Genomic DNA, 18,527 nt, shown 5'->3' on the forward strand with positions numbered 1-18,527 from the left:
CTAGCCGTCGGAGCCGGCCAGGCGCCCCGCGAGCTTCGCCCTCCCCGCCTGGACCTGGCTGAGCACCTTGCCGAGGTCGATCTCGAAGTCGGCGAGCCGCCGGTCGCAGTAGTCGTCAGCGTCCCGGCGCAGGCCCTCGGCAGTGCGCTCGGCCTCGGCGATCAGCTCCGCGGCGCGGGCGCGGGCCTGCTCGACGACCTCCTCGCGCTCCACCAGGCGGGCGGCTTGCGCGCGGGCCTCGCGGAGCATGACGTCGGCGGAGGCCTGCGCGGCCTCCCGGGCGGCGTCGGCGTCCGCCAGCACCGCGTCGGCCTGCACGAGCTGCGTGGGCAGCGCGTCCAGCGCCTGGGAGACCAGGTCGAGCAGCTCGGCGCGGTTCACCAGCACCGAGGACGACATCGGCATCGCGCGCGCCGTCTCGATGGAGGCCGCGAGCGCCTCGAGTATCCCCGTCAGCCCCTCGGGCTGGGTCCGGTCCTCGGCGCCGTTGTGGGCGTCTGCCGTCGTCATGTGCTGCCTCCCCCCGCCGGGCGTGCGCCCAGCGCGTCGCGGACCGCCTGGGACACGCCAGGCGGCACCAGGTCGTCGATCTCCCCCCCGAACCGGGCCACGTCCTTGACCAGCGAGGACGCGATGTGGGCGAGGGCGGTGTCGCCGATGACGAACACCGTCTCCACCCCGGTCAGGTGGCGGTTCATGAGGGCCATCGGGGCCTCGGCGTCGAAGTCGGCGCCACCCCGCAGCCCTTTGACCACAGCCACGGCGCCCACCTCGCGCACGAAGTCGGCCAACAGGCCGGGGATCACCTCGACGCGCACCCCGTCGAGGCCGTCGAGGGCCGCGCGTGCCAGCTCGACGCGCACGTCGGCCGGCAGCAGCGCCTTCTTGGACGAGTTCTGGGCGACGCCGACCACCACCTCGTCGAAGAGGCTGTGGGCCCGGCGCACCACGTCCAGGTGGCCGAGGGTGATCGGGTCGAAGGATCCCGGGCAGACGGCTGTGGTCACGGATGCCAACCTACGCGAGCACGTCCCCCGAGGGCTGCGTGACAGGCTGGGCGCTCCACACCCGGGTCTCCCCGTGGGCGCGCTCGTCGAACCGCTCGAGGCCCGCCGGCCAGGTGGGCTCGGGGCTGCGGGTGGACCGCTCCACGACCACCACCGCATCGGGCGACAGGAAGCCGGGCAGCCCGGCGAGCACCGCCGCCAGGTCCTTCTCCGGCACGTCGTACGGCGGGTCGAGCAGCACCAGGTCCCAGGGGTGCGCGGCGCCACGGGCGGTGAACCGCTCCGCGCGGTCTGCGACGACAGTGACCTGGCCGCCGAGGCCCAGCGCGGCGACATTGCGCCGGCACACCTCGACCGCGGGCCGCGCCGCCTCGACGAGGGTGGCGTGCGCCGCGCCCCGGCTGACGGCCTCGAGGCCCAGCGCCCCCGAGCCCGCGTACAGGTCGAGCACCCGCGCGCCGTCGACCACGCCCAGGTGCTCCAGGCGCGCGAACAGCGCCTCCCGCACGCGGTCGCTGGTGGGCCGGGTGCCCTTGGCCGGGACCTGCAGCGTGCGCCCGCCAACGGCGCCGGACACGATCCTGGTCATCGGCGCACCGCCCCGGTGGGCTGCGCGGAGTCCTGGCCGAGCGCGTCGTTCATGCGGTCCATCATCGTGCGGCTCGCTGAGGACACGGCCACGACGATCACCGAGAGCACCATCTGCACCAAGAGCAGCACCGGCAGCACCGAGCCGAGCAGGATGGCGATGGCCACCGGGATCATGCCGAGGATCACCACATCCGGCCCCCGGGACAGCACGGACGCGACCCCCGTGGGCAGCGCGCCCATCGGCGTCGAGACCAACGGGCCCGCCCAGTCCGGGGCCGGCCGGTAGGCCGAGCGGATCGCCGCGCCCGCCCACACAGGCGCCGACGCGATCCCCAGCGCCAGCCAGGTGGGCAGATCGCCCGCCCAGACGCCCACGGCGCCGAACGCGACGATCGACCACAGCAGCATCACCACGCCGGGCACCACCATGCGCCAGCGCCGCACCTGCCCGGCCGGCAGGGGCAGCAGGCGGTCCAGCACGGGCGCCATCTCGGCACGACGGGCGCCCTCGCCGGTGGCCGTCATCGCCACGTAGCCGCCCAGCAGCACCGCGATGAGGAAGCCCACCGGCCCGGCGAGCTGCGGCACCAGCGCCACAAGCACCGGCACGAGGGCCGCGACGGCGATCTGCACCAGGTGCCGGGTCGAGCGGAGCAGCACCATCACGTCGGCCACGACGAGCGCCGCCGGAGCCCCGGACACGCCGCGGAACCGGACCGAGCGCCGCCGGCGGGTGCGGGCGGCGCCATCGGTCAGGGCGCGGCCCAGCTCACGAGAGTCGAGGGACACCACAGCCCCGACGGCGTGGTTGGCCACGGAGCCGCTCTCACGCAGCGACCGGGACGGGATGCGGTCGAGCCTGCGGTCCAGCGTCCAGGCGAGCAGGGCGGCCACGGCCGCCAGGACGCCCAACAGCCAGGCGGGCGCGACGGGCAGCACATCGAGGGTCCAGCCCGCGAGCGCGCCGGCCAGTGCCAGGAGGGGCGCCGCGGCCAGCACCAGGTCGCCCACGAGGGCGGTGGCCCGGCGCGTCACCAACAGCGTCTGCCCGACGCCCGCCGCCAGCACCACCACTGCCGCGCCGAGGGCCGCGCCGAGCGCCGCGCGGACGACCCGGGCGGGATCGTCCGCGGCGAGCAGCCCTGTGTCGAACAGGGCCACGACGACGGCCCCCGCGCCAGCCGCCAGCAGTGGCAGGCGCCGGGACGCCGGGCGCAGCAGGCCGCGCCGGTCCACCGGCAAGGGCAGCCACCAGGCGGCCTCCGCGCCCCCCGCGCCGACCGGGCCGAGCCGCCCCGCCAACGACAGCAGGATGCCGGCCAAGCCCACCACCATGACGGTGACGAGCGACGGCAGGCTGAGCCCCGCGTCGACACCGCCCGCCGGTGGCTTCGGCAGCGCCTCGCGCAGGGTCCCCGCGATGCCCAACGCCATCCCGATGCCGATGGCCATCGAGATCGCCGCGTAGTACACGTCATTGAGGAGCTGCCCGATGCTCGCGCCGGAGCGCTGGTTCGCGGCGGCGGCGGTGTACCGGCGGATCGACCGGCCCGAGGGGGGCGACGAGAGGTCTGCGGGGCCGACGAGGGGCGCGTCCCAGGCGTCGGCCGCCTCGTCGGGCGAGATGTCGTCGGGCGCGCTGTCGTCCGGCGCGAGGTCGTCGGGGTCCACGTGTGCGCTCACAGCACGCCCGGGGCGATCGCCGCGGCGGCGTCCTCGGCGCTCAGCAGCCGGCACTCGTCATCGGCGATCAGCACCGCGCGATCGGCCACCGCGCGCAGCAGCACCGGGTCGTGGGTGGCCAGCAGCACCGAGCCGCCAGCGGCCCGCTCCTCGACCAGGCGCTCCGCGAGCCGGCTGCGCATCGACAGGTCGAGCCGCTGCTCCGGCTCGTCGAGCACCAGCAGCCCGCGCGGGCGCACGAACCCGGCGGCGAGCAGCAGCCGTCGCCGCTGCCCCGAGGACAGCGCCACGGGCAGCGACGTGCCGTGCTCGGTGAGGCCGAAGTCGTCGAGCGCCTGGGCGACCACGTCGTCGGCGTCGCGCACGCCGTGGCCGCGCGCCGTCAGGTACAGGTGCTCCGCCACCGTCAGGGCCGGGAAGTACGCGTCGTCGTCGAGCACGCTGGCGACCCGCTTGCGGAAGCCGGTCTCGCGCTCGTCGACGGGGCGGCCGAACGCCTCCACGGTGCCGCCCGCCGGGTCGAGCAGGCCGAGCACCGCGCGCAGCACCGTGGACTTGCCGGAGCCGTTGGCGCCCACCAGCGCGAGCACCCGGCCGGGCGCGAGCGTGAATGTGACGGGCGCGCAGACGGGATCACCGCCGTACCCGACGAGGAGGTTGCGGGCGCGGACGACAGGAGCCTTGGACACGCGCGCCAGGGTACGCGTCCAGGGCCCCCATGCGCGGGGCCCTGCAGTCGTCGAGGGCAGTCCCCACAGGCCGGGGGCGTGCCGTCAGGCGCGGTCGAGGAACTCCTCGCGCTCCCCCGCGAGCTGCTGGTCGATCGCCGCGCGCAACGCCGGCCAGCCGTCCAGCTCGGGGTCGGCGTCGACGAGCTCGCGGGCGTCGGCGCGCGCGTCGGCGATCACCTGGGCGTCGCGGGTCACCCGCAGCAGCCGCAGCGAGCTCGCGGCGCCGGACTGCGCCGCGCCGAGCACGTCGCCCTCGCGGCGCAGCCCCAAGTCGACGGCGGCCAGCTCGAAGCCGTCCGAGGTGGCGGCGAGGGTGGCGAGCCGCGTCGCGGCAGGAGTGCCGTCGGGCGCGCTCGCGACGAGCAGGCACAGCCCGGGAGCCGAGCCCCGGCCGATCCGCCCCCGGAGCTGGTGGAGCTGGGAGATGCCGAACCGGTCCGCGTCGAGCACCACCATCACGGTGGCCTCGGGCACGTCGACGCCCACCTCGATCACCGTGGTGGACACGAGCACGGGGACGCGTCCGGCGGCGAAGTCCGCGAGCGCCCGCTCCTTCTCGTCCGGGCTCATGCGCCCGTGCAGCTCCCCGACCTGCACTCCTGAGAGCGCCGGGCGGGCCCGCAGCTCTGCGGCGACCTCCACGACGGAGCGCAGCTGGCGGGCTGGCGGGCCGCCGTCACCGGGGCCGCCCGCAGAGCCCCCAAGGCCCTCGAGGAGGTCGTCGGCGAGCAGGTCGGCGCCGTCGTCGTCGCGGCCGCGCCGGGGGGCCTTCTCGTCGTCGGGGTCGATGCGCGGGCACACCACGTACGCCCGCCCGCCGCGGTCCACCTCCTCGCGCACGCGCTGCCAGGCGCGTTCCACCCAGGCGGCGTTGTCCGCGGGCACCACATGCGTGGTGACCCCGCTGCGCCCGGCCGGGATCTCGCGCAGCGTCGAGGTCTCCAGGTCGCCGAACACCGTCATCGCCACGGTGCGCGGGATGGGCGTGGCCGTCATCACCAACAGGTGCGGGGTCTGGGCGGCCTTGGCGCGCAGCAGGTCCCGCTGCTCGACGCCGAAGCGGTGCTGCTCGTCGACGACCACCAGGCCGAGGTCGGCGAACTGCACGGTGTCGGTGAGCAGCGCGTGGGTGCCCACCACGATGCCAGCGCGCCCGCTGGCCGCGTCGAGCAGGTTCTCCCGGCGCGCCGCGGCCCCCTGCGACCCGGTGAGGAGGGCGACCCGGGTGCTCACGTCCGTGCCGCCCAGGAACCCGCCCTCGGCGAGGTCCCCGAGCAGCGCGCGCAGGGTGCGCACATGCTGCGCGGCGAGCACCTCGGTGGGCGCCAGCAGCGCCGCCTGGCCGCCCGCGTCGACGACTTGCAGCATCGCGCGCAACGCCACGACCGTCTTGCCGGAGCCGACCTCGCCCTGCAGCAGGCGCTGCATGGGGTGGGCTCCCGCGAGCTCCTCGGCCAGCACCGCGCCGACCTCGTGCTGCCCGGCGGTCAGCGTGAACGGCAGCCGCTCGTCGAACAGGTCCAGCAGCCGGCCGGGGACCCGGGGCCGTGCCACGGCCTCCTGCTGGGCCGTGCGCGCCCGGCGCCGGGCCAGCTCGGCCTGCAGCACGAACGCCTCCTCGTAGCGCAGCCTCTTCAGCCCGCGGCGCCACTCGTCGTCGTCATAGGGCTCGTGCACGAGCTGTAGCGCCTCGCGCAGCCCCGCCAGGCCGTGCCGCTCGCGCACTTGATCGGGCAGCGGGTCGGGCAGGTCGGCGTCCGTGAGCGGGTCCAGGACGGTGCGCACGCACCGCTGGACGCGCCAGGTGGGGGCCGCGGCGGACGCCGGGTAGATCGGGATGGGACGGCTCGCCTCGACCAGGGCGGCGGCCTCGTCGTCGGCGTCGACGCCCACGAGCTGGTAGTCGGGATGCGTGAGTTGGCGCTGCCCCCGGTAGTCCGAGACCACCCCCGTGAACATCCCGGTACGGCCCGGCAGCAGGCGCTGCTCGTGGAGGCGCAGCGCGCCGCGGCGCTTCGCGAAGAACGTCAGGTGCAGGCTGCGCGAGCCGTCCGTGACGACGGCCTGCAGCATCGCGCCGCCCCGCGAACGCATCTCGCGGACGGTGGCCTGCTGCACCTGCGCCATGACGGTCACGTGCTCGCCGATGGCGAGGCTCGCGAGGTCGGTCAGCGTGCCCGGCTCGGAGTAGCGGCGCGGGTAGTGCCGCAGCAGGTCGCCGGTGGTGCGCAGCCCCAGCTTGGCCAGCGGCGCGGCGCTGCGCTCCCCCAGCACACGGGACAGCGGCTCGTCCATCCGGGCGACGGGCCGCACCACGGCGTCGTCGGGCACGCTCATGCGCAGGCCTCCGGGGTGCTGCGCGCCTCCAGGCAGTGCCGCTCAGCCATCTGCCGGACTCCAGCCATCTGCCGACCGTCCGCCATCAATCGACTCCCAGCCAGGCTCCGGGCAGGCCGTCCCCGGATCCGGCGACGGCCACGGTCAGCTCCAGCTTGTGGCGCTCCGCCGCGGCCTCGATCGCGGCGCACAGCCCGTCGTCGGCCCCGCCCAGGAGCACCGTGAGCGACTCCGGCTGGTCGCCGTGCTCCGCCACGAGCCGGTCGAGCTCCCCGTCCAGCACGCCCGCGTCCAGCGCGCCCGCGTCCAGCGCGCCCGCGTCCGGCTGCCCGACGGCGCCCGTCCGCAGCCGGGCCAGCGCGGCGGCGCACGCCGCGATCCGCCCCGCGGGGTCCCCCGAGCCCGCGTGCAACGCGAGCAGCCCGACCAGCACGCGCAACTCGTCGAAGGCCTCGGCCACATCCACCCGGACCCCCGCCGATGCCAGAGATCGGGCCGCGGAGCGCGCGACGTCGGCGGTGACCGCGTCGCCCGGCAGCAGCACCACATGCCGCGATCCCGCATCGGTGATCGCCCGCTCCACGTGCCGGACGCCGATCTCGGCGGCGTCGCCCCGCACCACCACGACCGCGCCCGCCGAGGCGTGCGTCGCGGCGAGCTCGGCGAAAGACGTGCAGACGACGACTCCGAGCGGCTCGCCGCCGGCGCCCTGGCCAGGCGGGTCGTCGCTCCCCCGGGTGGCCCGGCCGCCTGCGAGGGGCCCGGCGCCGTCGCCCGCCACACCGTCATGCGCCGCATGCCGCTCGCGGTGGTCGGGGGTGAGCAGGCGCACCACCACATGGTCGCGTGCCCCCACGGCCGCCTCGTCGATCGCGCGGGCCGGGGCGTCGGTGTGCACATGCACGTTCCAGACCCCCTCGGAGCCCACCACCGCGACGGAGTCCCCCACAGCCTGCATGCGCGCGCGCAACTGGTCGCCGATGTCCTGCGCGGGGTCCGCGCGGACCAGCAGCATCACCTCGTAGGCGCCCCCGGCCAGCGGGCCGGTGTGCGGCTGTGGCCCTGACACGGGAAGCCAGTCGAGATCGGCGGGCTCGTCGCCCCCGCCCATGACCACCCGGGCGAGGGACTCGACGAGCACCAGCAGCCCGCACGCGCCGGCGTCCAGCACGTGCGCGGCGCGTAGTTGGGGATGCGCCGCGCTGATCGCCCCGAGGCTCGCGCGCCCCTGCTCGGCCGCCGCGCGCAGCACGCCCTCGACGCCCGGGCGCCCGCCCGGCGCGGCGTCCGCCGCCGACGTCGCCGCCTCGGCCATGACACGGGCCAGGGTGAGCACTGTGCCCTCCTGCGGGTCCGCCACCGCGCGCGCCGCGGCGTTCGCGGCGGCGGCGAGGGCCTGGGCGACCTGCGCGCCGTCGGCCTCGGCGGGCAGCGACTCGGCCAGCCCGGCGAGGTACTGGCTGACGATCACGCCCGAGTTGCCGCGGGCCGCGAGGAGGGCCCCGCGGGCGAAAGCGCGTGCCACGACATCCGCGCCGTCGGCCGAGCCCTGCGGGACGGCCGGCGCGGCGGCCTCGGCGGCCCCGCCGGTGACAGTGAGGAGGAGGTTGGTGCCTGTGTCCGAGTCGGCCACCGGGAACACGTTGACCGCGTCGATGCGGTCACGCGCCGCGGCGAGCGCCTCCTGCGCCGCATGCGCCCAGGCGCGCACAGCAGGCCCGTCGAGCAGTGTCACGCGATCTGTCCTCCCTCCGATGGTGCAGCCCCCCCACGATGCCGCATGGCGCCCACGTTTGGGTCCATCGGCGAGGTGGGCTAGTCTGTAGCGGTTGCCCGGCTGCGTCCGGGCACGGGTCGCGCCCCATTCCGGGTTGTGCGCCCGCCCCCGGACCAAAACTTCGCCGCGCTGCGGCGTGTCAAGACCGAATCAGGAGAACACCGTGGCTGCCAACTGCGAAGTCTGCGCCAAGGGCCCGAGCTTCGGGCACAGCATCTCGCACTCTCACGTGCGGACGAAGCGTCGCTGGAACCCGAACATCCAGCGGGTGCGCGCCGTCGTCGCGGGGACCCCGAAGCGGCTCTACGTCTGCACGTCGTGCCTCAAGGCCGGCAAGGTGCAGCGCGCCATCTGAGCTTTCCCGTTTCGCCACGAAGGCCCGTGAGGAGATCCTCACGGGCCTTCGTGCTGCTCAGGCCTGATGCGCCGAGGGGCGATGTGGCAGGGTGAGGGCATGCCGGACGATCTCGACGAGGTGGCCATCCGCATCGCCCTGGTGGACGACGCGCCCGCGATCGCCCGAGTCCACGTGCGGTCGTGGCAGGAGGCCTACGAGAGCATCGTGCCCGCCGCGCACCTGGCCTCGCTCGACCCGCAGACCCGCGCCGAGGAGTGGGCGCGCCACCTGGAGACCGGCCCGCACGACCATGTGCGGACGTGGATCGCCGAGTCGCAGGGCACGCTGCTCGGCTTCGTGACGGTCGGCCCCAGCCGCGACGAGGACGCCCGCCCCCGCGAGCGCGAGATCTACTCGATGTACCTCGATCCCGGGACGTGGGGCCACGGCGTCGCCCGTCACCTGGCCCGCACTGTGGTGCAAGAGGTCGGTGGCGCGTTCCCGCTGTCGCTGTGGGTGCTCGCCGAGAACGAGCGTGCCCGCCACTTCTTCCGCCGCAACGGCTTCCAGGCCGACGGCACCGAGCGCTTCGAGGACGTGGGCGGAGCCGAGTTGCTCCAGGTCCGCTACCGCCGCGGCTGACGACCTACCGGGCGAAGTGGTCCCACCCCGAGCCCTCGACCTCCGGCGCGCTGCCGCCGACGGTCACTGACGCGCTCCCGTCGCCGGGCAGCACCCGCCCGACGCGTCGGAACGGCGCCGGCAACGCCGTCCCCGCCGGGAACGTGGCCAGCAGCCCGTGGTCCTCGCCGCCGGTGAGGACCCAGCCGCGCGCGTCGGCCACCAACGCGTCGGCGACGGCGGCCAGGCGGTCGAGATCGGCGGCGAACGCCTGCTCCACGGGGTCCAGGTCGATCCGCACGCCGCTCGGCCCGGCGATCCGCCCCGCGTCGCGCAGCAGCCCGTCCGAGACGTCCAGCATCGCGCTCGCCCCGGCCCGCGCGGCCGCGGCGCCCGCGCCCACCGGGGGGTCGGGGCGCAGGTAGGAGTCGACCAGCCCGGGGTCCAGGTCGGCGCGGTCCGCGGCCAGCAGGGCCAGGCCTGCGGCGGATCGCCCGCGCACACCCGCGTGGGCGACGACGTCGCCGGGGCGCGCGCCCGATCGGCGCACCGGGACCCGCCCCTCGAGGTCGCCCAGCACCGTCACGGACACCACCACCGCCGGGCCACCGGACAAGTCCCCGCCCACCACGCCGGCGCCGTGCGGGCTGGCGGCGGCGGCGAGCCCCCGCGCGAGGCCCTCCACCCAGGACGCGGGCAGGTCGGCGGGGGCGACGAGCGCCACCACCAGGGCAGTGGGGCGCGCGCCCATCGCGGCGATGTCGGCGAGGTTCTGCGCCGCCGCCCGCCAGCCGACGTCGGCGCCGCTGGACCACTCCCGGCGGAAGTGCCGGCCCTCGACCAGCACGTCCGTGGACACGACCACGTGCCCGTCCGGGGCGAGGACCACTGCCGCGTCGTCGCCCGGCGGCACCACGGTGCCCGGCGCCTGCGGCAGGTGGGGGAAGATCCGGGCGAGGATCGCGTCCTCGGACAGGTCGGCGACGGTCGGGTCGTCGGGTGAGCTCACCGCGTCACGGTATCCCGACCCCGCGGGCCGGACGTCCCCGGGCCCGCCCAGTCCCCCGGACCCGCCCATCGACCCATGGTCGTCGGGCGCCGCCCGGTCGGGTTAGCGTGTCGGCGTGAACCCGGCACACCTGGGGGCAGGCATCCCCGCACGACGACGTCCTCGCCGCCGCGCGACGGCTCCCCGCCCGGCGGCCTCGCTGCTGGCCGCCGTCTCGGGGCTGAGCCTGCTGCTCGCGGGCTGCACCTCCGCGGTGTCGGTGAAGGCCGCGCCCCACGCCCAGGAGCCCGCGTGCGCGAGCATCGTGCTGGCCCTGCCCGACGTCCTCGGCGACCTCGAGCGGATGGACACCACGAGCCAGGCCAGCGCGGCCTGGGGCTCCCCCACGGCGGCCGTGGTGCTGCGCTGCGGGGTGGAGCCGCTCGGGCCCACCACCGACCGCTGCGTCACGGTGGAGACGCCGGGCGGGCCGTCGGTGGACTGGGTCACTGTCGCCGGCGAGCCCGACGCCGACGGCGCCGCTGACTGGACGTTCACCACCTACGGGCGCGAGCCCGCCGTCGAGGTCGTGGTGCCCGCAGCGGTCACCGCGAGCCACTCGACGAGTTTCGTGGACCAGTTCGGGCCGGCGATCGACCAGGTGGAGGCCACCCGGTCCTGCCTGTGATGGCCGCCTGGGACGGCCGCCTGTGACGAGCGCCTGTGCCGGCCGCCGAGGTCAGCGCAGCCCGGTGGGCCGGTGCAGCGCGAGCTGCAGCAGCTCGTCGACCAGCTGCGCATAGGGCAGCCCCGAGGCCTCCCACATGCGCGGGTACATCGAGAAGGGCGTGAAGCCGGGCATCGTGTTGATCTCGTTGACGATCACCTCGCCGGCCTCCGTGACGAACACGTCGACCCGAGCCAGCCCCTCACAGTCGACGGCCTCGAAGGTGCGCACGGCGATGTCGCGCACCTTCTCGACGATCCCGGCGGGCAGGTCGGCCGGGCAGCGCAGCTCGACATCGGCCTCGGCCAGGTACTTGGCCTCGAAGTCGTAGAAGTCGTGCTTGACGTCGGTCACCACGATCTCGCCGGGCAGCGACGCGCGCGGCCGCTCGACGCCGGGGCTGCCGAGCACCGCGCACTCGATCTCGCGGCCGACGATGGCGGCCTCGACGACCACCTTGGGGTCGTGGCGCTGCGCCTCCGCGACGGCGGCTGGCAGGTCCGCCAGGTCCGTGACGCGGGTGATGCCGAGGCTGGACCCCGCGCGCGCGGGCTTGACGAAGAGCGGCAGCCCGAGCGGCTCGACGCGTGCGAGGACGCCGTCCGGGTCGCGGTCGAGCTCGCCGGGCCGCAGCACCGTGTAGGGGCCGACCGGCAGTCCCTGCCCGGCCAGGACGAGCTTCATGTACTGCTTGTCCATCCCGACGGCTGACGCGAGCACCCCCGCGCCGACGTAGCGCAGGTCGGCCAGCTCGAGCATGCCCTGCAGCGTCCCGTCCTCGCCGAACGGCCCGTGGAGCAGCGGGAACACGACGTCGACCCGCCCGAGGTCGCGCGGCAGGCCTCCCCCGTCGAGCACGTGCACCGAGCGCTCGTCGGCGGACTGGGGCAGCAGGATGCGCTCGGGCGCGTCGGCGACCTCGGGCAGCCGGCCGTCGGTGATCGACCAGCGGTCCGGGTCGGGGTCGACGCTCACCCAGCGGCCCGTCGGCGTGATGCCGACGGCGAGCACGTCATACCTGTCGGAGTCGATCGCGCGCAGCACGCCGCCGGCGGTCGCGCAGCTGATCGCGTGCTCCCCCGATCGTCCGCCGAAGAGCAGCAGGACCCGAGGTCGCGCCGCAGTGGCAGAGGTCGGGGGGATGTCGTGGGTTCGCGCGCTCGTCTCCATCGCGTGCGACCTTACCGCGCGCCGCGGCGCAGTCCGGCCGGACCGGACATCTCGCCGCCCTCCCCGCCCGGTCGGATTGGGCGGAACCGCCGCGCGAGTAATCTGCGCGTATGCCCCACGAGCCTGCCGACCTGTCCCCGTCGACCGTCGCGGTGACTGCCGGCCGCCCCGCCCGGACGCAGGGCGGCCCGCTGAACCCGCCACTCGTGCTGTCCTCGACCTACATCTCGACGGGCGTCCCCGGGCCCGACGAGCTGCTGTACGCGCGCGCCGGCACCGAGACGTGGCAGCCGTTCGAGGAGGCGCTCGCGGCGCTCGAGGGCGCGAGGCTGCCGGGCCTGGTCTTCGGCTCGGGGATGGCTGCCATCGCGGCGGCGTTCTCCCTGGTCCCGGTCGGGGGGCGCGTGGTCATGCCGCGCCACTCGTACCAGGTGACCCTCGGCTACGCCCAGGAGCTCACGGCGCGCTCCGGAGTCGACGTCGTCCTCGTGGACATCGACGACACCGCCGCGGTCCTGGCCGAGCTCGCTGCCGCCCCCACGTCGATGCTGTGGGTCGAGTCGCCCACCAACCCGATGCTGGAGGTCGCCGACCTGCCCGCGCTCGTCGCGGGCGCCCACGCCGCCGGCGCCCTGATCGCCGTGGACAACACGTTCGCCACGCCGCTGGGCCAGCGCCCGCTGTCCATGGGCGCGGACCTCGTCGTCCACTCGGTGACCAAGTACCTCGCGGGCCACTCCGACGTCGTGCTCGGCGCGGTGCTGACCGACGACGACGCCCTGCACGCCCGTGTGCTGGCCCACCGCACGCTGCACGGCGCCATCGCGGGGCCGTTCGAGGTGTGGCTGGCACTGCGCGGGCTGCGCACGCTGGCCCTGCGGGTGGAGCGCTCGCAGGCCACGGCCGCCGAGCTCGCCCGCCGCCTGGTGGGGCACCCGGACGTGCTCGAGGTGCGCCACCCGAGCCTGCCGGGCGACCCGGGCCACGAGCGCGCGGCGCGGCTGATGAACGGATTCGGGTCGATTATCGGGGTGCGCCCGCGCGGCGGTGCGGACGCGGCCGACGCGGTGACCCGCGCGGTGCGGCTCTGGGCGCCCGCGACGAGCCTGGGCGGGGTCGAGTCGACGTTGGAGCGCCGGCGCCGGTTCGCCACGGAGTCGCTGACCGTGCCCGAGGACCTGCTGCGGCTGTCCGTCGGCATCGAGGATGTCGAGGACGTGTGGCGCGACCTCGACCAGGCGTTGCGCGCGTCACGCGCCGCCGTGCCCGCCGAGGAGCCCGCAGGGGATCTCGCCGGCGCCTGAGACTGGGCCGTCAGACCCGCTCGGCCTTGTGCGGGCGGGACAGCAGCAGGGGGGCGAGCTCCTCGACGGGCAGCCCCTCGTGCAGCACCTGCACCACCGCGTGGGTGATGGGCATCTCCACGCCCACGGACCGCGCGAGCTCGAGCACCGACCGGGAGCTCTTCACGCCCTCGGCGGTGCCACCCGTGGCCTCGAGCGCCTCGGCGAGGGTCATCCCCCGCCCCAGGTGCACGCCGAGCGTGTGGTTGCGGGAGTCGGGCGAGGCGCACGTCGCCATGAGGTCGCCCATCCCGGCCAGGCCGGGGAAGGTGGCGGGCTGCGCGCCGAGCGCGAGGCCCAGCCGGCTGATCTCGACGAGGCCGCGGGTGATCACCGTGGCCATCGTGTTGTACCCGAGGCCACGGCCCTGCGAGATGCCGACCGCGAGCGCGATGACGTTCTTCACCGCGCCGCACAGCTCGACGCCCACCACGTCGTCGTTGGTGTAAGGCCGGAAGTACGACGACGCGCAGGCCCGCGCGACGAGTGCCGCGGTCTGCTCGCTGGTGGACGCCACGACGGTGGCGGTGGGCTGCCGTTCGGCGATCTCCCGGGCGAGGTTGGGCCCGGAGACGACGGCGACCTGGTCGGCGGGCAGGGCGAGCGCCTCCGCGACGACCTGGCTCATGCGGCGGTCGGTGGCGAGCTCGACGCCCTTCATCAGGCTGACGGCCACGGCCCCGGCCGGGAAGTGCTCGCGCAGCGGCTCGAGGGTGGCGCGGACGCTCTGCGACGGGATGGCGATGGCCACCAGGTCGGCGCCGTCGAGGACGGCCCGGGCGTCGGTGGACGCGGTCATGCCCTCGGGGAGGTCGATGCCGGGCAGGTACCGCTCGTTGCGATGCTCCTGGGTGATCGCCTCGCAGGTGGCCGCGTCACGGCCCCACAGGGCCACCTCGCAGCCCGCGTCGGCCAGCACGGCCCCGAAGGTCGTCCCCCAGCTCCCGGTGCCCAGCACCGCGGCCCGCAGGCCGGCCGCCCCGCCGCTCATGCCCCGCCCTCCTGCCGTGCGCGGCGCGGGTCGAACGTCTCGGCGGGGGCCTTCTCGTCGCGGATCTCCTCGAGCAGCGCGGTGATGGCCGCCATGACCCTGCCGGTGGCCTCGCGCAGCGTCGCGGTGTCCAGCGGCAGGTCGTAGAGATCGTCGAGCACCACGGGCGGGCCCGCCACGACGGTGACCCTCTTGGGCGGGATCGGCCGGAACACCTTGCTGTAGCGGCCGAGCACGTCCTGCGGCCCCCACTGCGCGATCGGGATGACAGGGGCGCGGGTGGTGAGGGCGAGTCGGGCGATGCCCGTCTTGCCGACCATGGGCCACAGGTCCGGGTCGCCGGTCAGGGTGCCCTCGGGGAAGACCGCGACGCACTCCCCCTCGGCGAGCGCGGCGACGGCGGCGTCGAGGGACTGGCCGGCCTGCACCGTGTTGCGGTGCACGGGGATCTGGCCGGTGGCGGCCAGGATGCGCCCCACCACGGGGATCGTGAACAGCGACGACTTCGCGAGGATCTTCGGCGCGACGCCGTTGTCGTACAGGAAGTGCGCGAACGTCAGCGGGTCGAAGTTCGTCATGTGGTTGGCCGCGGCGATGTACCCCCCCGTGGCGGGGAGGTTCTCGACGCCTCGCCACTCACGACGCGTGATCGCCAGCAGCAGCGGCCTGATCACGCGGGCGACGTTGCGGTAGGCGCGGTTGGATCGCTGCGGTGCTCGCACGGTCACGGATGCTACCCGTCCAAGGCGGGAGAGCTCATCCGGTCCCGGCGTGGGCATCCCCGCCCCCGAGCAGGACCTCGTCTCCCTCACGCAGCGCCGCGCCCGGGAGCACCTCGACGTACCCGTCTCGCCGCGCGCCGATGTCGACGTCGAGCCGGCGCGCCTCGCCGCCCGCCGTGGGCACGAGGACGTACTGCCCGTCCTCGTCCTCCCGCACCGCGCCCTCCGGCACGACGAGGGCCTCCTCGCGCGCGACACGGCCCTCCAGGGTGACGATGACCTGCGCCCCGTCCGCGATCCCCGGCTGCGACCCCTGGGGCGCGGCGATGACGATCTCGTCGGAGCCCGCCGCGCCCGATGCGGGCTCCGACGCGCGATCAGCGGCTGCGCCGGTCGCGGCCGCCGCGTGCTGCACCGTCCCGGACATGGCGGCGGACCCGTCGAGGGCCCGCACCTCCACCCGGTCCCCGGCGGTGAACACCGCGTGCTGCCCGGCCTGCGCGCGCACGGTGAAGATGGGCTGGCCGCCGATCAGCACGGCCACGGTCGTCTCGTCGGGGGCGAGCACCGAGCCCAGCTCCGTGATGCTCGTCACGAGCGCGCCGCTGGCGGGGACATGGGCCACCTCGTCGAGCGGCAGCCACGTGCCCGCGTCGTCGCGCGCGCGGGTGAGCTCGCGCCTGGCCTGCTCCCGGTCACGGGCCGACGGGCCGCCCGTCCCGTCCTCCTCCGCGGCCTCCTCGGCGGCCACGAGGGCGGCCCACCGGTCCTCCGCCTGCTCGAGCGCTGCGACGCGCGGCGCCTCCGGGGCAGGCTCCGCGTATCCCACTTGCGCGTACATCGCCGTGATGGCCGCCGCGGTCAGCGGGCCGAAGACGCCGTCGACCTCCCCCGTGTACAGCCCGAGCCCGCCCAGCGCCGCCTGGAGCTGGCGCACGTCCTCCCCGGTGTCCTCGGGGTACAGCGGCCGGTACAGCGGGACGTCGGTGGCCAGCGCGATGATCGGGCGCCCGGAGATCCCGATCAGCACGTTCCCGGACGAGACGATGGTCCCGACGCCCGCCGGCGCGTCCGTCACCACCAGCCGCGCGACGGGCGGGGTGAGCGCTGGCGCGTTGACGGAGATCGTCGTGGTGGCGCGCAGCGTGCCCTGCAGCGTCGGGGCCTCGCCGCCGAGCGCGCGACGCTCCACCACCGCGCGGGTCACGGGGGTGGCCTCGGGCTCGCGCTTCGCCGGCTCGGAGCGCATCGCGGGGCTGAGCAGCGCCACCGCCACGACAGCGGCGGCCATGGCCACGAGCGCCGCCGCCGTCAGCCACGCGGCGGTGCGCGAACGAGCGGAGCGGGCATGGGTCGGGACGGCCCTGCTCATCGTCGCCCCGGGCTCCGGACCCCTGCGCCCGCTGGGGCCGTCACCGTGCGCGCTGTCGCAGTGCGCGGGCGACCCTGCCGGAGGTCGCTGCGACGGGTCGTCTGCACGGGGCCTCCCCACGCCGGAGTGCACGGACGTGGCCGGGGGGTGCCACGTCGCACGCTACCCCTGAACGGTCCGGGCGGCGCTGCGGGAGGGCCTGTGGCTCAGGGGTCGAGCGTCTTGGCGTGCTGCACGACGTCGACGGGCAATCCCATCGCCTCGTGCACCGCCTCCAGCCCGGTCGGCGCCCAGCCCGACCGCTCGTAGAAGCGCCGGGCCCGCGTGTTGCCGGGCATGACCCACAGGACGGCCTCACGGTGCCCCAGGCCGCGCAACTCGTCCTCGGCGGCCGCCAGGAGGGTCGGGCCCACGCCCGTGCCCCACGCGTCCGGATCGACGTAGAGCGCGTACACCTCGCCGTCGGGCACGCTCTCGAACGCCGGCCCGGAGTTCACGAAGCCGACCACGCGCCCGTCGAGGACGCCCACGAGCAGGTGGGGCCGCAACCCGTCGGCCAGGAGCGAGTCCCACCGCCGTTGCGAGTCGGCCACGTCCAGGGCGTCCAGGAACGCGTCGGGCAGCAGGCCGCGGTAGGCGCCGAGCCACGCGGCGACGTGCACCCGGGCCAGGTCGGCCGTGTCGTCGACGCGCGCCGGGCGCACCTGCGCCCGGCGCGTGCCGCCAGCCCCCAGGGGGCCTGCCATGTCGTCAGTCCCGGCTGAACTCGGCCCCCAGGGCTCCGAGCTTCTCCATGAAGTGCTCGTAGCCGCGGTCGATGAGGCTGATGCCGCGCACCGAGGAGGTGCCCTTGGCCGCGAGGGCCGCGATCAGGTGGCTGAACCCGCCGCGCAGGTCCGGCACCACGATGTCCGCGGCGGCGAGCGGCGTCGGCCCGGAGATCACGGCCGAGTGGTAGAAGTTCCGCTGCCCGAAGCGGCAGGGCCGCCCGCCCAGGCACTCCTTGTAGACCTGGATGGTGGCGCCCATGCCGCGCAGCGCGTCGGTGAAGCCGAAGCGGTTCTCGTACACCGTCTCGTGCACGATGGACAGGCCCTTGGCCTGGGTGAGCGCCACGACGAGCGGCTGCTGCCAGTCCGTCATGAACCCGGGGTGCACATCGGTCTCCAGCACGATGGAGTTCAGGTCGCCGCCGGGGTGGAAGAACCGGATGCCCTCGTCGTCCACGGCGAACTCCCCGCCCACCTTGCGGAAGGTGTTGAGGAACGCCGTCATCTCGGGCTGCGTGGCCCCCCGGACGTAGATGTCCCCGCCGGTGGCCAGCGCGGCCGACGCCCACGACGCCGCCTCGATCCGGTCGGAGAGCGCGGTGTGCTGGAAGCCCACGAGGCGGTCCACGCCCTCGATGCGGATCACCCGGTCGGTGTCGACGGAGATGATCGCGCCCATCTTCTGCAGCACGTTGATCAGGTCCATGATCTCGGGCTCGATCGCGGCGTTCGCGAGCTCGGTGATGCCCTCGGCGCGCACCGCCGTCAGCAGGAGCTGCTCGGTGGCGCCCACGCTCGGGTACGGCAGCGCGATCTTGGTGCCCTGCAGCCGGCGCGGCGCCTCGATGTGGATGCCGCCCTCGCGCTTCTCCACGACGGCGCCGAACTGCCGCAGGATGTCGAGGTGGAAGTTGATCGGCCGGTCGCCGATGCGGCAGCCGCCCAGGTCGGGGATGAACGCCTCGCCCAGCCGGTGCAGCAGCGGGCCGCAGAACAGGATCGGGATGCGGCTCGACCCGGCGTGCGCGTCGATGTCGGCGACGTGCGCGGACTCGACGTTCGACGGGTCGAGCACGAGGGTGCCGTTCTCCGCCTGCACGTCCACGCCGTGCAACTGGAGCAGCCCGGTGACGACGCCGACGTCCCTGATCTGGGGGACGTTGCGCAGGGTGCTCGGTGTCTCGCCCAGCAGGGCGGCCACCATGGCCTTCGAGACGAAGTTCTTGGCCCCTCGGACGGTGATCTCACCCGACAGCGGGGTGCCGCCGTTGACGTACAGCAGGTCGCTCATGCACCCATGGTGAACCATGACCGGGCGCGGGACGCAACGGAGGGCCATGAGACGTTCGCCATCCGCCGA

Annotated in this window: 18 protein-coding genes; 4 read left to right on the forward strand and 14 right to left on the reverse strand. The window is 75.3% G+C overall.

Translation table 11 applies throughout. The features are described from left to right. From QUV83_RS09285 to QUV83_RS09315, 7 genes are all read right to left on the reverse strand, one after another. On the reverse strand, positions 1-510 hold the full coding sequence (locus QUV83_RS09285) for a hypothetical protein (protein WP_289564101.1): 510 nt from the start codon (positions 508-510) through the stop codon (positions 1-3). Continuing rightward, positions 507-1,007, reverse strand: a complete 501-nt coding sequence (gene coaD, locus QUV83_RS09290; protein WP_289564103.1) for a pantetheine-phosphate adenylyltransferase — start codon at positions 1,005-1,007, stop codon at positions 507-509. Before coaD ends, QUV83_RS09285 begins: the two co-directional genes overlap by 4 nt. Before the next feature lie 10 nt (positions 1,008-1,017). Beyond that, positions 1,018-1,596 (reverse strand): 16S rRNA (guanine(966)-N(2))-methyltransferase RsmD, encoded by a 579-nt coding sequence (gene rsmD / locus QUV83_RS09295; RefSeq protein ID WP_289564105.1) that lies wholly within the window; start codon positions 1,594-1,596, stop codon positions 1,018-1,020. Next, positions 1,593-3,281, reverse strand: coding sequence for a DUF6297 family protein (locus QUV83_RS09300; protein ID WP_289564107.1), 1,689 nt, complete (start codon positions 3,279-3,281; stop codon positions 1,593-1,595). The genes rsmD and QUV83_RS09300 overlap by 4 nt, the downstream gene beginning before the upstream one ends. Then, complete coding sequence (locus QUV83_RS09305) at positions 3,278-3,970, reverse strand: ABC transporter ATP-binding protein (RefSeq protein ID WP_289564109.1); 693 nt, start codon at positions 3,968-3,970, stop codon at positions 3,278-3,280. Before QUV83_RS09305 ends, QUV83_RS09300 begins: the two co-directional genes overlap by 4 nt. A gap of 84 nt (positions 3,971-4,054) precedes the next feature. Next, on the reverse strand, positions 4,055-6,349 hold the full coding sequence (locus tag QUV83_RS09310; protein WP_289564111.1) for an ATP-dependent DNA helicase RecG: 2,295 nt from the start codon (positions 6,347-6,349) through the stop codon (positions 4,055-4,057). 85 nt (positions 6,350-6,434) lie between these two features. Further along, entirely contained in the window at positions 6,435-8,084 is a 1,650-nt protein-coding gene (locus QUV83_RS09315) for a DAK2 domain-containing protein (protein WP_289564113.1), read from the reverse strand. 205 nt (positions 8,085-8,289) lie between these two features. On the opposite strand from QUV83_RS09315, the gene rpmB reads away from it, so the two are divergent. Next, positions 8,290-8,481 carry a 50S ribosomal protein L28 gene (rpmB, locus tag QUV83_RS09320; RefSeq protein ID WP_066587508.1) on the forward strand — a complete coding sequence of 64 codons (192 nt, stop codon included), beginning with the start codon at positions 8,290-8,292 and terminating at the stop codon, positions 8,479-8,481. 99 nt (positions 8,482-8,580) lie between these two features. Continuing rightward, positions 8,581-9,105 (forward strand): GNAT family N-acetyltransferase, encoded by a 525-nt coding sequence (locus QUV83_RS09325; protein ID WP_289564116.1) that lies wholly within the window; start codon positions 8,581-8,583, stop codon positions 9,103-9,105. Positions 9,106-9,109: 4 nt separating this feature from the next. Here the strand turns inward: QUV83_RS09325 and QUV83_RS09330 are convergent, their stop codons facing one another. Beyond that, positions 9,110-10,093: a thiamine-phosphate kinase gene (locus tag QUV83_RS09330; protein WP_289564117.1), complete on the reverse strand. Its 984-nt coding sequence runs from the start codon at positions 10,091-10,093 to the stop codon at positions 9,110-9,112. A 115-nt stretch (positions 10,094-10,208) separates the two neighbouring features. On the opposite strand from QUV83_RS09330, the gene QUV83_RS09335 reads away from it, so the two are divergent. Beyond that, the gene (locus tag QUV83_RS09335; protein ID WP_289564118.1) at positions 10,209-10,760 is read left to right on the forward strand and encodes a DUF3515 family protein; all 552 of its coding nucleotides are present in this window, start codon (positions 10,209-10,211) and stop codon (positions 10,758-10,760) included. A 51-nt stretch (positions 10,761-10,811) separates the two neighbouring features. Here QUV83_RS09335 and QUV83_RS09340 read toward each other — a convergent pair whose 3' ends face one another. After that, on the reverse strand, positions 10,812-11,969 hold the full coding sequence (locus QUV83_RS09340; RefSeq protein WP_289564120.1) for a D-alanine--D-alanine ligase family protein: 1,158 nt from the start codon (positions 11,967-11,969) through the stop codon (positions 10,812-10,814). 110 nt (positions 11,970-12,079) lie between these two features. Between QUV83_RS09340 and QUV83_RS09345 the strand changes: the two genes are divergently transcribed. Beyond that, positions 12,080-13,273 carry a trans-sulfuration enzyme family protein gene (locus tag QUV83_RS09345; RefSeq protein WP_289564122.1) on the forward strand — a complete coding sequence of 398 codons (1,194 nt, stop codon included), beginning with the start codon at positions 12,080-12,082 and terminating at the stop codon, positions 13,271-13,273. Between the two features lie 10 nt (positions 13,274-13,283). Here QUV83_RS09345 and QUV83_RS09350 read toward each other — a convergent pair whose 3' ends face one another. The 5 genes from QUV83_RS09350 to murA all read right to left on the reverse strand — a co-directional run bounded on the left by QUV83_RS09350 (position 13,284) and on the right by murA (position 18,458). Then, positions 13,284-14,303, reverse strand: coding sequence for an NAD(P)H-dependent glycerol-3-phosphate dehydrogenase (locus tag QUV83_RS09350; RefSeq protein WP_289564124.1), 1,020 nt, complete (start codon positions 14,301-14,303; stop codon positions 13,284-13,286). Beyond that, positions 14,300-15,025 (reverse strand): lysophospholipid acyltransferase family protein, encoded by a 726-nt coding sequence (locus QUV83_RS09355; RefSeq protein WP_289564126.1) that lies wholly within the window; start codon positions 15,023-15,025, stop codon positions 14,300-14,302. Before QUV83_RS09355 ends, QUV83_RS09350 begins: the two co-directional genes overlap by 4 nt. Positions 15,026-15,059: 34 nt before the next feature. Further along, positions 15,060-16,397 carry a peptidoglycan-binding protein gene (locus tag QUV83_RS09360; protein ID WP_289564127.1) on the reverse strand — a complete coding sequence of 446 codons (1,338 nt, stop codon included), beginning with the start codon at positions 16,395-16,397 and terminating at the stop codon, positions 15,060-15,062. Positions 16,398-16,603: 206 nt separating this feature from the next. Next, positions 16,604-17,143 (reverse strand): GNAT family N-acetyltransferase, encoded by a 540-nt coding sequence (locus tag QUV83_RS09365; RefSeq protein WP_289564128.1) that lies wholly within the window; start codon positions 17,141-17,143, stop codon positions 16,604-16,606. A 4-nt stretch (positions 17,144-17,147) separates the two neighbouring features. Next, entirely contained in the window at positions 17,148-18,458 is a 1,311-nt protein-coding gene (murA, locus tag QUV83_RS09370; protein WP_289564130.1) for a UDP-N-acetylglucosamine 1-carboxyvinyltransferase, read from the reverse strand. Positions 18,459-18,527 lie beyond the last annotated feature (69 nt).

Source organism: Cellulomonas cellasea (assembly GCF_030372105.1).
Lineage (GTDB): Bacteria > Actinomycetota > Actinomycetes > Actinomycetales > Cellulomonadaceae > Cellulomonas_A > Cellulomonas_A cellasea_A.